At 62.7% G+C, this 14,155-nt stretch carries 13 protein-coding genes; 7 read left to right on the top strand and 6 right to left on the bottom strand.

What is annotated here, in order from left to right; genetic code table 11:
* Positions 1 to 253: 253 nt before the first annotated feature.
* Positions 254 to 1,084, top strand: coding sequence for a PopZ family protein (locus tag FJ426_RS15625; protein WP_140521041.1), 831 nt, complete (start codon positions 254 to 256; stop codon positions 1,082 to 1,084).
* Between the two features lie 218 nt (positions 1,085 to 1,302).
* Here the strand turns inward: FJ426_RS15625 and FJ426_RS15620 are convergent, their stop codons facing one another.
* The gene (locus tag FJ426_RS15620; protein ID WP_140825251.1) at positions 1,303 to 2,823 is read right to left on the bottom strand and encodes an FAD-dependent oxidoreductase; all 1,521 of its coding nucleotides are present in this window, start codon (positions 2,821 to 2,823) and stop codon (positions 1,303 to 1,305) included.
* 43 nt (positions 2,824 to 2,866) lie between these two features.
* Here FJ426_RS15620 and FJ426_RS15615 point away from each other — a divergent pair, with 43 nt between their 5' ends.
* Together FJ426_RS15615 and FJ426_RS15610 are read left to right on the top strand one after the other, a co-directional pair.
* Positions 2,867 to 3,364, top strand: coding sequence for a MarR family winged helix-turn-helix transcriptional regulator (locus FJ426_RS15615; RefSeq protein WP_140561526.1), 498 nt, complete (start codon positions 2,867 to 2,869; stop codon positions 3,362 to 3,364).
* Between the two features lie 259 nt (positions 3,365 to 3,623).
* On the top strand, positions 3,624 to 6,407 hold the full coding sequence (locus FJ426_RS15610) for a valine--tRNA ligase (RefSeq protein WP_140561524.1): 2,784 nt from the start codon (positions 3,624 to 3,626) through the stop codon (positions 6,405 to 6,407).
* A 142-nt stretch (positions 6,408 to 6,549) separates the two neighbouring features.
* Here the strand turns inward: FJ426_RS15610 and FJ426_RS32025 are convergent, their stop codons facing one another.
* Positions 6,550 to 6,678, bottom strand: coding sequence for a hypothetical protein (locus tag FJ426_RS32025; RefSeq protein ID WP_281405488.1), 129 nt, complete (start codon positions 6,676 to 6,678; stop codon positions 6,550 to 6,552).
* Positions 6,679 to 6,765: 87 nt separating this feature from the next.
* On the opposite strand from FJ426_RS32025, the gene FJ426_RS15605 reads away from it, so the two are divergent.
* The 3 genes from FJ426_RS15605 to FJ426_RS15595 all read left to right on the top strand — a co-directional run bounded on the left by FJ426_RS15605 (position 6,766) and on the right by FJ426_RS15595 (position 10,841).
* Entirely contained in the window at positions 6,766 to 7,995 is a 1,230-nt protein-coding gene (locus FJ426_RS15605; protein ID WP_140495753.1) for an OmpP1/FadL family transporter, read from the top strand.
* Between the two features lie 307 nt (positions 7,996 to 8,302).
* Positions 8,303 to 10,027, top strand: a complete 1,725-nt coding sequence (ilvD, locus tag FJ426_RS15600) for a dihydroxy-acid dehydratase (protein WP_140495754.1) — start codon at positions 8,303 to 8,305, stop codon at positions 10,025 to 10,027.
* On the top strand, positions 10,014 to 10,841 hold the full coding sequence (locus tag FJ426_RS15595) for a tetratricopeptide repeat protein (protein ID WP_140517142.1): 828 nt from the start codon (positions 10,014 to 10,016) through the stop codon (positions 10,839 to 10,841). The genes ilvD and FJ426_RS15595 overlap by 14 nt, the downstream gene beginning before the upstream one ends.
* Before the next feature lie 36 nt (positions 10,842 to 10,877).
* Here FJ426_RS15595 and FJ426_RS15590 read toward each other — a convergent pair whose 3' ends face one another.
* The 4 genes from FJ426_RS15590 to erpA form a co-directional block, all read right to left on the bottom strand.
* Positions 10,878 to 11,195: a hypothetical protein gene (locus FJ426_RS15590; RefSeq protein WP_140517140.1), complete on the bottom strand. Its 318-nt coding sequence runs from the start codon at positions 11,193 to 11,195 to the stop codon at positions 10,878 to 10,880.
* Between the two features lie 64 nt (positions 11,196 to 11,259).
* A complete protein-coding gene (gene xth, locus FJ426_RS15585; RefSeq protein WP_140561523.1) occupies positions 11,260 to 12,054 on the bottom strand; it encodes an exodeoxyribonuclease III in 795 nt (264 codons plus the stop codon).
* 7 nt (positions 12,055 to 12,061) lie between these two features.
* Positions 12,062 to 12,454 (bottom strand): VOC family protein, encoded by a 393-nt coding sequence (locus FJ426_RS15580; RefSeq protein WP_140561521.1) that lies wholly within the window; start codon positions 12,452 to 12,454, stop codon positions 12,062 to 12,064.
* 7 nt (positions 12,455 to 12,461) lie between these two features.
* Positions 12,462 to 12,809 (bottom strand): iron-sulfur cluster insertion protein ErpA, encoded by a 348-nt coding sequence (gene erpA, locus FJ426_RS15575; protein WP_140495759.1) that lies wholly within the window; start codon positions 12,807 to 12,809, stop codon positions 12,462 to 12,464.
* Positions 12,810 to 12,935: 126 nt separating this feature from the next.
* Here erpA and FJ426_RS15570 point away from each other — a divergent pair, with 126 nt between their 5' ends.
* A complete protein-coding gene (locus FJ426_RS15570) occupies positions 12,936 to 14,150 on the top strand; it encodes a deoxyguanosinetriphosphate triphosphohydrolase (protein ID WP_140561520.1) in 1,215 nt (404 codons plus the stop codon).
* Positions 14,151 to 14,155: the final 5 nt, after the last annotated feature.

Genomic DNA, 14,155 nt, shown 5'->3' with positions numbered 1-14,155 from the left:
ACAGATTCGAGTAGTTCTCTCGAAGCGACCCGGCGTTCGATCGAAACGCCGGGTCGCTTCATTGTTTGCGCAACTGCGCCGGCAACTCGTCACATGCTTTTCGACGAATTGCGCTAATCTGTTGAAATCCCACATGTCCCCAGAATGGGGATTCTCGTACGGCGCTCCGTCGGTTACGCTGTCGCCATGATTCGAATCCGGCTTTTACCGGAGCGGAAGTCTGTAACAGGTCACAAGGGCGGCGGATGTGACGATGGCAACGGCAAGCAGCGCACAGCGCGAACCTTCCATGGAAGAGATACTGGCTTCCATCAGGAGGATCATCGAGGACAGCGACAGCGGCCGCAAGCAGCCGGACGATGCCGATGACTTGCGGCAGGATCTGAAGCCGGCGGCGGGCGCTGCTCCCGACGTCGATGCGCTCCGCGCCGAATTGCATGCCGCTCCCGAGGTCAGGAAGCCGGTCACGCTGGCGGAGGTGCAGGCACAGACATCGGCGGCCGAACCAACGGTCGCGCGCATGGAAGCGCCGGAGCGAACCGATCCCGTGGCACCAAGGGCGTCGATGACGCTTGCCGAGGTGAGCGCCCGGATCGCCGCCGAGCCGCTGCCCGCCGAAAGGACCGACAGGCCCGCGACGCCCGAGGCCGGTGCGGCAAGCGATGCCATCGTCGCCGATTGGCGCCGCGAGATCGCAGCGGTCGGCGAGCAGGCGAAGGCGATACCAGGCATTCGCAAGCCGGTTGTTCAGCCCGAAGCGCCGGTGGACGAGCCGATGCCGGAGCCGGCGTTCGAGCGGACCCCTTCGATCGCCGCCCCGGCGAGCACCGACGAGGCGCGCAAGGCGGCGGATGAAACGCCTGCGGCCCGTCCGGCAATCCTTTCCGAGCATACGGGCCGGCAGGTCGCCGCGGCCTTTGGCGAACTCTCCGACGCCTTTGCCAGCCGCAGCAAGAAGACATTCGACGAGATGGCCGAGGAGATGCTGCGGCCGATGCTGCAGGACTGGCTGGACAACAACCTGCCAACGCTGGTCGAGCGCCTGGTGCGCGAGGAGATCGAGCGCGTGGCGCGCGGCGCGTAATGATTTTCCCGGGTCGCCTTAGGTGGCTAGTTGGACACCGCTGCGCCTTCACCCTGGCGCAGGCACGGTAATCTCAGGATCGGCACGTCGAGGGAGGCGGTGGCCGCAATAATAGCTCCGATGATGGCGATTGCCACGACCACGCCGCTCCACGCTTCATATAGGCCCGACCCAAGCATAGAGCCCGCCAGCCTCATTGTTCGAACATATCTCGGCAGTCATTTCGGGTCTTCTCCGGGTTGGACTAGGCCCATGCGGGCCAAATAGGTTTCGAGCTTCGCGGTTCGGTCTGCATCAAGAATCGCCATCACACCGATATATCCGTCCGGCCGGATCAGCACACACTCGCCCGGTGCCAGTGCATAAGCATCGCGAAGGTGTCCCCAGGCATCGATGACATCGCCTTGCGGGCCGATGTGGTGGACATGCAGCCCCTTGAGTGGCCCAACCGTCTCTCTCCCGGCTTGATGAACAAGCAGTGTCCAATGCGGCCCTTGCAGCAATTGGAACAGTCGCCATGGTTGCCCCGCCGCGCCCCTGATTTGGGCATCCGGCGCGCGGTCCCCCGCATGCGGGCCGCTGCTGCGTTCGGCCATTTCCCTGGAGAGCGGCGATTCCGGATAGGCGATATCGAGCTGGCGCACCTCGCGGCCGCGGTGCATTCCACCCTGTTTCTGGGCGTCGAGCAGCCGGGTCGAAAGGCCGAGAACCGATTCTGCGACCGGACGTCGTTCCTGCTCATAGGTATCGAGCAGGCAATCATCCGCGCCGTCGAGGACGGCGGCAAGTTTCCAGCCCAGATTATAGGCATCCTGCACGCTGGTGTTCAGGCCCTGGCCGCCGGTTGGCGGATGGATATGAGCTGCATCGCCAACGAGGAATACCCGATCGACCCGGTAGCGATCGGCAAGCCGGGCGTTCATCAGGTAGGCCGACGCCCAGGCGACCGAATCCACCCGCACGTCGCCGCGGCCGGTCCGCTCATTAATCAAGCGCCCCAGCTGTTCTGCTGAGAGGCCCACTTCGCCGTCCAGCGGAATGGGTGCCTGAATCTGGAAGAGATCGGTTCCGGCGAGCGGGCAAATCGCGACCATTCGCTCCATGTCACCGTCGTTGAACTGGTGCCACGCATCGCGGTCCAGCCCGGTCAACAGCACATCCGCCACGACCGCACGCACGCCCAGCGTCTTGCCGGGGAAATTCAAGCCGAGCGCGCCGCGCACGAAGCTGTGCCCGCCGTCCGCCCCGACAAGATAGCGTGCGCGAACGGTTTGCTCGCCATTCGGCCCCGCAAGACGTGCCATGACACCGTTCTCACCTTGCTCGAACCCAACCAACTCACATCCGTACTCGACCCTATGGCCTAGTTCTGCCAGCCGCTCTCGCATGATCCGCTCGGTGAGGAATTGCGGAATCATTAGCGCGATGGCGTAAGGCTCTGCCGGGGTCGGATCGGGGCGCTCGCCGGTGTCCTTTTCGATATAGCTGCCGTCATCGCCATACACGCGCATCGGCGGATAGACGCCGCCTGCGGCAACGACCCTGTCGAGAATGCCAAGATCTTCGAAAATCTCCTGTGTCCTCGGCTGGATGCCCTTGCCGCGCGAGCCACGGAAGGGTTCGCTCATCTTCTCAATGAGCTGGAAGGATATACCGCGCCGTGCAAGCTCGATCCCAAGCGTCAGGCCAGCCGCTCCCGCGCCGCAGATGAGCACATCTGCCGCAAAACCGTTTGTCATGTCGATCTCCTTGTGTGTAAAATGCACATAATGGAGAGTCGGAGTGGCGTCAATGAAAAACGTGAAAAATACACATATTGGGAGTCATCAGATTCGTGAACTCCACGGAGCGCTGATCGAGATTGCCAGCCTTATGAACCGGCCTCAGCGCGATGAGCAGATGGTAAAGGAGGCCGGAATTGCGCTCGACCGCGCACTGTTTCCTCTGCTGGTCGGGATAGAGCGGCTTGGGCCGATCGGGATAGTGGACCTCGCCGACCGGGCTGGCCGCGATTACACCACTGTCAGCCGTCAGGTGGCGAAGCTCGAAAGCCTTGGCCTGGCCGTGCGCCGGCAGAGCGAGACAGACCGCCGCGTGAATGAGGCTGTCGTCACGCCAAAGGGCAAGGCGATGACCGACAAGATCGACGCAGCACGAGAGAGAAACGCTCGCGCCGTTTTCAAAAGCTGGGACGCACACGACATCGACGAACTCGTGCGGCTTATGCGCAAGTTCGCCGAAGCTTTGAAAGAAAAACCAGAGGACTCCAGCGCGTCCTGAGACGTCGCACTATTCCTCGTTTCGTACGACGCGAGCTGGCATTTGGGATTGGGCGGCGTAGGCGTGCAATGCCTCTCCGGCTGGAGCCGGTGACAGTGCCGACGCCACCAGGGATTGTCGCATACGGGACAGACACTATCTGAACGGTGATCCTCTTTCTGTTGTGCCGGTTGCCGAGGCGGCCCCTACGGTTGACTCGGTCAAAGCCTTCCGATTTACACCGGACCAGCAAAAATCCGAGAGCGCGGACCATTTTCCCATGCTTGAAAAGACCTACGACGCCAAAACCGTCGAACCGAAGATTGCCAAGGTGTGGGAAGAGGCCGACGCGTTTCGCGCCGGCGCCGGCGCCGAGGAGGGGGCTGAGGCCTTCACCATCGTCATCCCGCCGCCCAACGTCACCGGCTCGCTGCATATGGGCCACGCGCTCAACAACACGTTGCAGGATATTCTTGTTCGCTTCGAGCGCATGCGCGGCAAGAACGTGCTGTGGCAGCCGGGCATGGACCATGCCGGCATCGCCACGCAGATGGTGGTCGAGCGGCAGTTGATGGAAAAGCAGATCCATCGCCGCGACCTCACCCGTGAACAGTTCATCGAGAAAGTGTGGGAGTGGAAAGCCGAATCCGGGGGCGCGATCCTCAACCAGCTGAAGCGGCTCGGCGCCTCGGCCGACTGGTCGCGCGAACGCTTCACCATGGACGAAGGCCTGTCCAAGGCGGTGCTCGAAGTGTTCGTCACCCTCTATAAGGAAGGCCTGATCTACAAGGACAAGCGCCTTGTGAACTGGGATCCCAAGCTGCTCACCGCGATCTCCGATCTCGAGGTCGAGCAGCAGGAGGTCAACGGCAATCTCTGGCACTTCCGCTATCCCATCGAGGGCGCGGCCTTCGATCCGGAAAACCCGAAGACCTTCATCATCGTGGCGACGACGCGCCCCGAGACGATGCTGGGCGATACGGCCGTCGCCGTGCATCCGGACGACGAGCGCTTCCGGCACCTGGTCGGCAAGAATGTCGTCCTGCCGATCGTCGGCCGCAAGATTCCCGTGGTGGCGGATGAGTATTCCGACCCCGAGAAGGGCTCTGGCGCGGTCAAGATAACGCCGGCGCATGACTTCAACGACTTCGAGGTCGGCAAGCGCCACAAGCTGCCGGCGATCAATATCCTCACCGTCGAGGCGGCGGTAAACCTCAGGGACAACGAGGATTTCCTCGCCGGGCTCGAGGTGACGCCGGAGCGCCAAGCCGTCTGGGATGAGCTCAACGGCCTTGACCGCTTTGTCGCGCGCAAGAGGATCGTCGAATTGATGGAAGAAGGCGGCTTCCTCGACAAGGTGGAGCCGCATCGCCACGCCGTGCCGCATGGTGATCGCGGCGGCGTGCCGATCGAGCCGTTCCTGACCGAGCAGTGGTATGCAAACGCCGCCGAACTGGCCAAGCCGGCGATCGCCTCGGTGCGCGAGGGGCGTACCAAGATCATACCCGCGAATTGGGAAAAGACGTACTTCCAGTGGATGGAGAACATTGAACCCTGGTGCATCTCGCGCCAGCTTTGGTGGGGCCACCAGATTCCGGCATGGTATGGGCCGGACGGGCGCGTCTTCGTCGAGAAGACGGAGGAAGAGGCGCTGAGTGCCGCGATCGAATATTATCTGGCGCTCGAAGGACCCTGGAAGGCCTGGGTCGAGGACAAGCTCGAGAATTTCCAGCCGGGCGAAATCCTGACCCGTGACGAGGACGTGCTCGATACCTGGTTTTCCTCGGCGCTGTGGCCGTTCTCGACGCTGGGCTGGCCGGATGAGACGCCGGAGCTGAAAACCTACTACCAGACCGACGTGCTGGTGACCGGCTTCGACCTGATCTTCTTCTGGGTCGCGCGCATGATGATGATGGGCCTGCACTTCATGGACGAGGAGCCGTTCCACACCGTCTACATGCACGCGCTGGTGCGCGACAAGAACGGGCAGAAGATGTCGAAGTCGAAAGGCAATGTCGTCGACCCGCTCGACCTCATCGACGAATATGGCGCCGACGCGCTGCGCTTCACGCTGACGGTGATGGCGGCGCAGGGGCGTGACGTGAAGCTCGACCCGGCGCGCATTGCCGGCTACCGCAATTTCGGCACCAAGCTTTGGAACGCGACGCGCTTCGCCGAGATGAACGAAGTCGCGCGCAACGACGATTTCTGGCTGAACGACGCCAAGCTGGCGGTCAACCGCTGGATCCTGACCGAGCTGACGCGCGCCGCGCGAGAGGTCACGGACGGCATCACCTCATATCGCTTCAACGAGGCGGCGGGGGCGGCCTACCGCTTCGTCTGGAACCTGTTCTGCGACTGGTATCTGGAGCTGCTGAAGCCGGTGTTCATGGGCACGGACGAGGCGGCCAAGACCGAAAGCCGCGCCTGCGTCGCCTTCGTGCTCGACGAAATCTACAAGCTCCTGCATCCGATGATGCCGTTCATGACCGAGGAACTTTGGGCGCAGACCGCGGGCGAGGGCAAGGAGCGCGCTTCGCTGCTTTGCCATGCCGCGTGGCCGTCGCCGGATTTCGAGGACGCTGAAGCGGCCGCCGACATCAACTGGCTGGTTGATCTCGTCTCCGGCATTCGTTCCGTGCGTTCGGAAATGAACGTGCCGCCGGCAGCCATCGCGCCGCTGATGGTGATCGGAGCCAACACGCTTACCCGCGAACGGCTGGGGCGCCACGCCGCCGCGATCAAGCGGCTGGCGCGCGTCGGCGACATCTCGCAGGTTGACGCCGCACCCAAGGGCTCGGCGCAGATCGTGCTCAACGAGGCAACGGTCTGCCTGCCGCTCGGCAGCCTGATCGATCTCGCCGCCGAGGCCGCGCGCTTGCAGAAAGAACTGGCCAAGGTGACCGAGGAGATCGCACGCCTGCACAAGAAGCTGTCGAACGAAAGATTCGTCGCCAGCGCGCCGGCCGAGATCGTGGAAGCCGAGCGTGAAAAGCTGGCCGAATACCGCGAGGCGCAGGGCAAGCTTTCGGTGGCGCTGGCCAGGGTTCGCGAAGCGGGTTGAGGGCAGATTCGGGAGACTTTAGGGCCCTCTAAAATGGGGTGGCTTTTTGCCTCGAAACCGGCATTCCGTAGCGTTAATGTTGACGTAAACGGAAGTTTTCGCCCCATTGTTGCCATAATGTAACAATGGGGCATTCGACTGCTCAAAACTGATTATTTTGGCCTTTTTGGCCGATTTTCTCCCGTTTTTCTGAGTGAGACACGCCCGGCGAACCGTTTTTCTGCCTCGCTGCGCTGATCTGCATTTTGTCCGGAATGCGTCCGGTGGACATGTACATGTACGCCCCAAGAATTCGTTGTTGCACCGTTAACCCGAATTGGTTCTAGCTGGATGCACTGACTATTCGGGGAGGACATCCATGAACAATCTGCGTTTGAAAGCACTGCTGGGGGCAGGGTGCTTTTCGCTGGCTTTGCTGGGGACGGCAATGAGCTCGGCACATGCCGGCGGCCTGGAACGTGGCGGCTACGATATCGACCTGCTGTTTGATCCGGCGCCGTTCGCGACGGACGCGGAAGCGACCTATGTGATGCCGGACCGTAAGTACGAGAATGCGCGTGGTCCCGGCGGAGCCAATCTCGGCCTTGGTACCTCGGCCGACGGAGCCGAGGGCTATTGGGTACCGCGCATAGGAATGAAGGCCCAGGTTGTGCAGGGCGTCGACTGCATGGTCGATTATTCGCAGCCTTGGGGCGCGCATACCGCACCAGGTATGTGGAACGGAGCGCTTTCTAACGTCGAGACTGATATCAAGAGCAACAATTACGCCGGCACCTGTTCCTACAAGTTTGATGCTGGCAAGGGCCAGCTCCGCTTTATCGGCGGGTTGTTCTATCAGGACATTTCAGGCTTCAAGGAAAGCTTGGTCGGTTTTACTCCCCTCGGACAACCGCTGCTTGGTCGTGTCGATCTGGAGGCTAACGGTTGGGGCTGGCGCGCCGGCGTTGCCTACGAAATCCCTGATATCGCGCTCCGCGCCAGCTTGGTCTACAATTCGAAGGTCAAGCTAGACAACATTTCGGGCACACTCACCTTACCAGCTATTCTTGGAGGTTCTCGGCCGATCTATGGCGCAGAGGAGTCGATGCCGGATTCGCTGGAACTGAAACTGCAGTCCGGTATTGCGCCTGACTGGCTGGCCTTCGGCTCAATCAAGTGGGTCAACTGGAGCGTGCTGCAGAGCGTTCCGATCTGTCCAACAATTGCGCCTGGGGCGGCTTGCTTCACGAACGGCCCGGGTCAGGTGACGTCGCTCGACCTGATGTATCGTGACGGCTGGACCGTTTCAGGTGGTATCGGCCACAAGTTCAATGATCAATGGAGTGCCGCCGGTCAATTGACCTGGGATCGTGGCACCTCGCATGGCTATGGTGCGCAGACCGATACGTGGACCCTGGGCGGCGGCGTCGCCTATACGCCGCAGCCCAACATCGAAGTGCGGCTCGCTGGAGCGGTCGGCGTTTTGACCAGCGGCCACTCGGGGACATTGGCTGGTGAGAACGGCTATGTTGCAGGCGAGGATGCCAGCTATGATTTCGGGAATGATCTGATCACGGCGATCTCTGGTGGTGTGAAGATCAAGTTCTAAGTCTCTGTAAAATCAAATGAAAGGCCGGGCAATGCCCGGCCTTTTTCGTTCCGGGGCTGTGGCCGAGCCTGTCGGCCCCAGGGCTGCGTTGCAGATAAACCGCACCAGCTCCGCCTCGTGTCGTTGTGATGTTTTGGCAACACTTTCTGAACAACCCCTGCGCTAGAAGTCAGGCCGACGAAATTGCCCATTTCCCGCCATAAACCCGGCGCACCTCGATCTTGTCTCGGGACACGCGCCAAAAGGCTCGGCGATGGGAGCAGGCCGCACCGCCCTCTTGCGAGGAAGATGTGGGGCAAGGAAGAGTATGGACGCCAAAGTCATCTCCAAGGCTAAGCTCCCCAGCCGCTATGTGACCGTCGGTCCGGCGCGTGCGCCGCATCGCTCCTATCTCTATGCCATGGGCCTGTCGGCGGCCGAGATCGCACAGCCGCTGGTCGGCGTCGCCTCCTGCTGGAACGAAGCGGCGCCCTGCAACATTTCGCTGATGCGCCAGGCGCAAGTGGTCAAGAAGGGCGTCGCGGCCGCCAACGGCACGCCGCGCGAATTCTGCACCATCACCGTCACCGACGGCATCGCCATGGGCCACCAGGGCATGAAGTCGTCGCTGGTGTCGCGCGAGGTCATCGCCGATTCGGTGGAGCTCACCATGCGCGGGCATTGCTACGACGCGCTGGTCGGGCTCGCCGGCTGCGACAAGTCGCTGCCCGGCATGATGATGGCCATGGTGCGGCTCAACGTGCCGTCGATCTTCATCTATGGCGGCTCAATCCTGCCCGGCAGCTACCGCGGCCGCCAGATCACCGTGCAGGATGTGTTCGAAGCGGTCGGCCAGCACTCGGTCGGCACGATCGGCGATGCCGAACTGCTTGAAATCGAGCAGGCCGCCTGTCCCTCGGCCGGCTCCTGCGGCGCCCAGTTCACCGCCAACACGATGGCGACCGTGGCCGAGGCGATCGGTCTGGCACTGCCCTATTCCTGCGGCGCGCCGGCGCCTTATGAAATGCGCGATCGTTTCAACTTCGCCTCCGGCGAAAAGATCATGGAACTGATCGCCAGGAACATCCGGCCGCGCGACATCGTCACGCTGAAAGCACTGGAGAACGCGGCGACGGTGGTTTCGGCCACCGGCGGCTCGACCAATGCGGCGCTGCATTTGCCGGCCATAGCGCATGAGGCCGGCATCAAGTTCGACCTGTTCGATGTCGCCCGGATTTTCGAGAAGACGCCATACATCGCCGACCTCAAGCCCGGCGGCAAATATGTCGCCAAGGACATGTTCGAGGCCGGCGGCATTCCGCTGTTGATGAAGACGCTGCTCGACCACGGCTACCTGCATGGCGATTGCCTGACGGTCACTGGCCGCACTTTGGCCGAAAATATGGAGCATATTGCCTGGAATGAACACCAGGATGTGGTCCGCCCGGCCGACAGACCTATTACCCAAACCGGCGGTGTCGTGGGCTTGAAGGGAAACCTTGCCCCCGAAGGCGCGATCGTGAAGGTCGCGGGCATGACGGAGTTGAAGTTCTCCGGCCCGGCGCGCTGCTTCGATTCGGAAGAGGAATGTTTCGAAGCGGTGACGCATCGCAACTACCGGGAAGGCGAAGTTCTCGTCATCCGCTACGAAGGGCCGCGCGGCGGACCTGGCATGCGCGAGATGCTGTCGACGACGGCGGCACTCTACGGCCAGGGCATGGGTGGCAAGGTGGCGCTGATCACAGACGGCCGTTTCTCGGGCGCGACGCGCGGCTTCTGCATCGGCCATGTCGGGCCCGAGGCCGCCGTTGGCGGTCCGATTGGCCTCATCCGGGACGGCGATGTGATCTCCATCGATGCCGTGAACGGCACGATCGATGTGGCGTTGTCCGATAGGGAACTGGCTGCGAGGGCAAAGAGTTGGAAGGCGCGCACAACCGACTATCAGTCCGGCGCGATATGGAAATACGCACAGACGGTAGGTTCCGCCCGCGACGGCGCGGTCACCCATCCGGGCGGTGCGAAAGAAACACACTGCTATGCGGACATCTGAGTTGTTGAGGTCGTCTGTCCTTCCGGCACTGGTCGCGTTAGCGATCTTTGGCGCCGTCGGCCAGGCCATGGCCTTCGACGACAAGGTGTTCGACGACAAGACCGGCGTGAAGCCGCAGTCGAGCCCCTGGGCGGTGTTCCAGTTCGGCTTCTCCGCCTACAAGAACGGCCACAAGGAACAGGCCGCGGAGGCCTATAAATACGCCGCCGAGAACGGCCAGATCGGCGCCACCTGGAAGCTTGCCCGCATGTATGCCGAGGGTGATGGCGTGGCGCGCGACGATTACGAGGCGTTCAAGTTCTTTTCGGAGATCGTCGATCAGGACGTCGAGCCCGGCTCACCGGAAGAAAGCTACGTTTCCGACGCGCTGGTGGCGCTGGGCGACTATTTGCGCAAGGGCATTCCCGGCAGCCCGGTGACCGAGAACGAAGTGGCGGCCCAGGAATATTACATGCGCGCCGCCGCCAACTACCGCAACCCGAATGCCCAGTTCGAGATGGGGCAGATGTTCCTGAAGGGCGAGGGCGGCGTGAAGGCCAGCGTCAAGCAGGCCGGGCGCTGGTTCCAGCTCGCCGCCGAAAAAGGCCATGCCGGCGCGCAGGCGACGCTCGGCCATCTGTTGTTCCAGAGCGGCAAGATCGTGCGCGGCCTGGCGATGATGACGGCAGCACTCGAACGTGCGGCGCCCGCCGACCAGCCCTGGATCCGCGGCATGCAGGAGGAGGCCTTTGCCGCCGCCGGCGAAGCCGACCGCCGCACAGCGATCTCGCTCGCTGACGACATCCTGACCAAGGGCAACAGCGCCGATCAGTAAGGATGATCTCCCCACGAGGAGATCGCTAATCAGACATTAATTCTCGGTCGGCTCCGCCGGCACCATGCTGGGAGCCGGCGCCGAGATCGGCGTCATCCGCCGGTGCGGCGCCAGCGTGTCTTGCGGGCAGCTGTCCCCGACTTTCGTCCATGAGGTGTTGTTGAGCACCATCTCGCAGCGGGCGAGGTGGCTCTTGTCGGCGATCGTCAGACAGGCGACCTGGCCGACCGGGTAGGATTTTCCATTGGCAAGACATTCCTCGGCGGCGAAAGCCGCCGCAGGGACGGCGACAGCGAATGCCAGGCCGATCGGACAAAGGACAAGTCGTATGGTCATGGGAACCCCAGCCGCCATGATGATCTCCCATCATGCGCCTGATTGTGGCGATACGAGGTCCAGCGCGGGCTCGGGGTCTCCCTCAGGCCGGCAGCAAATCGAGATCGATGGCCACCGGCACGTGGTCGGACGGTTTTTCCCAGGCGCGCACATGCTTTTCGATCGAGGCCGATGAAAACCGGTTGGCGGCCTCGGGCGACAGCAGCAGGTGGTCGATGCGGATGCCGTTGTTCTTCTGCCAGGCGCCGGCCTGGTAGTCCCAGAAGGTGAAGGTGTCGCCCGCATCGGTGACCGAACGCACCGCTTCGGTGAAGCCGAGATTTTTCAACCTGCGGAACGCCTGCCGCGTCTGCGGCTGGAACAGCGCATCATTCCGCCAGTTCTCCGGGAACTTCGCGTCGACAGGTTCGGGAATGACGTTGTAGTCACCGGCCAGCACCAGGGCTTCCTCCAGCCTCAGCCGCTCCTCGGCCCAGCGCTCCAGCCGTGCCATCCAGGACAGCTTGTAGGAGAATTTCCTCTCGTCATCGATCGGATTGCCGTTCGGCAGATAGAGCGAGGCGACACGCAGCGCGCCCTTGTCGGTCGAGAACACACCTTCGATGAAGCGCGCGTGCTCGTCGGCGTCGTCGCCGGGCAGACTTCTGATGACCTCGTCGAAGCGCAATTTCGACAGCAGGGCGACGCCGTTGAAACCCTTCTGGCCGTGGGTTTCCACATTGTAGCCAAGCGCCTCGATCTCGGCGCGCGGGAACTGCTCGTCGACCGTCTTGATCTCCTGCAGGCAGACGATGTCGGGGGCGCTTTCGGTCAGCCAATGGGTGAGATTGCCGATGCGGGCGCGAATGCCGTTGATGTTCCAGGTGACGATCTTCATGGCGGCCTCAATGTTCTTCCGGGGCAAGACGTTCGACCAGGCCGATCGTATTGCCTGCGGGATCCTTTAGAAAGGCCATCCACTCGCTTTCCCTCGCCGGACCGAACTGGCCCTCGGTGTCGCGATGAACAAGCGTTGGAGGCGCGGTGAAGGGAACGCCCGCAGCTTTCGCGCCGGCGTGGAAATCCTCGAGACCTGATATGTCGAGATAGACGGTTCCGGCCGGAATGCCGTCGGTGAACAGCAGCCGCACGCTGCCGGCCATGATGAAGGCGATGCCCGGCGGATCGTAACGCACATGCACGCTCATCCCGAGCACGTCGCACCAGAAGGCCAGGGTCGCGTCGAGGTCTCGCCCGGCCGAGAGCGCGACCTGACGAACCGCGCCAATGGCAGGCATGTTGTTCCTAAATGGAGAAGCTTGTGCCGCAGCCGCAGGAGGCGACCGCATTCGGGTTGCGGATCTGGAACGACTGGCCCATCAGGTCGTCGACGAAATCAATCACCGACCCGCCCATATAGACCAGCGACAGATCATCGATCAGAACCGTGGCGCCGTCCTTCTCGATGGCGACATCGTCGTCGTTGCGCGCGTCGACCAGATCGAACTTGTAGGAAAAGCCGGAGCAGCCGCCGCCTTCGACGGAAACGCGCAACGCCGTCTTGCCGGCCTCGTCCGACACAATCTTGGCGATCCGCCTTGCGGCGGCATCGGTCATCTCGACTTTCATGGCGGTCTTGGCATCCGCGCCCATGGGCGTCACCTTGCTTTCCGTTTCACATGATAGGTATGAAGCGCGAAGGGCCAAGTCAACCGGCCAAGTCAACCGGCCATAGTCTGGCGGCCAAAGTCAGGCGGCCAAAGTCAGGCGGCATCGACCATGACCAACGAGTTGGGCGACATCGGATTCGGCTATAGGCCCCGCGCGGCCTATGCCAGCGATCCGGCGCGCTCGCGCGGGCGCCTGTTCGAAGAGGTCGAAAGCCCGACCCGTACGCCGTTCCAGCGCGACCGCGACCGCATCATCCATTCCACCGCGTTCCGGCGGCTGAAACACAAGACGCAGGTCTTCATCGCCCATGAAGGCGATCATTATCGCACCCGGCTGACCCATTCGATCGAGGTGGCGCAGATCGCACGCGCTCTGGCGCGGGCGCTGCGCGGCGACGAGGATCTGGCTGAAGCGGTGGCGCTGGTGCATGATTTCGGCCACACGCCCTTCGGCCACACCGGCGAGGACGCCCTCAACGAGAAGATGGCTGATTGGGGCGGCTTCGACCACAACGCGCAATCGCTGCGCATCGTGACAAGGCTGGAAGCGCGCTATGCCGAGTTTGACGGACTGAACCTGACCTGGGAAACGTTGGAAGGCCTGGTCAAGCACAATGGTCCGCTGACCGATGCCAACGGCAAGGGCCTGAAGGGTCCGGTGCCGCAGGCGATCCGCGACTATTCGGAACTGCACGACCTCGAACTCGACCGGTTCGCCGGCATAGAGGCGCAGTGTGCTGCGATCGCCGACGATATCGCCTACAACACGCACGACATCGACGACGGCCTGAGGGCGGGGCTGCTGACGCTGGACATGCTGAAGGCCGTCTCGCTGCCGGGGACCATCCTGGAGGGGGTGCGCGCGCGCTATCCCAATCTCGACGAGGTGCGCACCGGCCACGAGCTGATGCGGCGCCAGATCACCGCCATGGTCGAGGACGTGATCAGGTCGACCACCGCCAACCTGGAACGCACCGGGCCGCGGAGCGCCGATGCGGTGAGGGCGGCGGGCGAGACGATGGTGACCTTTTCCGCCGAAATGGCCGTCGCCGAGAAAGAGCTGAAGGCCTTTCTCTACAAGCACCTCTACCGACACAAGGAAGTCATGCGCGTGCGCGCCGATGCGGAGCGGATCGTCAGGAACCTGTTCGACGTCTATTTCGCCGATCCGCGCGCCATGCCGGACGGCTGGCGCGAGGGGCTCGACCGGGCCGAGGATCGCATCAAGGCGCGCAGCGTGGCCGACTTCCTGGCGGGGATGACCGACACCTACGCGCTGAAGGAACACCGGCGTTTGTTTGACCGTACGCCGGATTTGAGCTAGGGCGG

This window comes from Mesorhizobium sp. B2-6-4, assembly GCF_006441495.1.
Taxonomy (GTDB): domain Bacteria; phylum Pseudomonadota; class Alphaproteobacteria; order Rhizobiales; family Rhizobiaceae; genus Mesorhizobium.
This window is presented reverse-complemented; position numbering and strand designations above follow the sequence as displayed.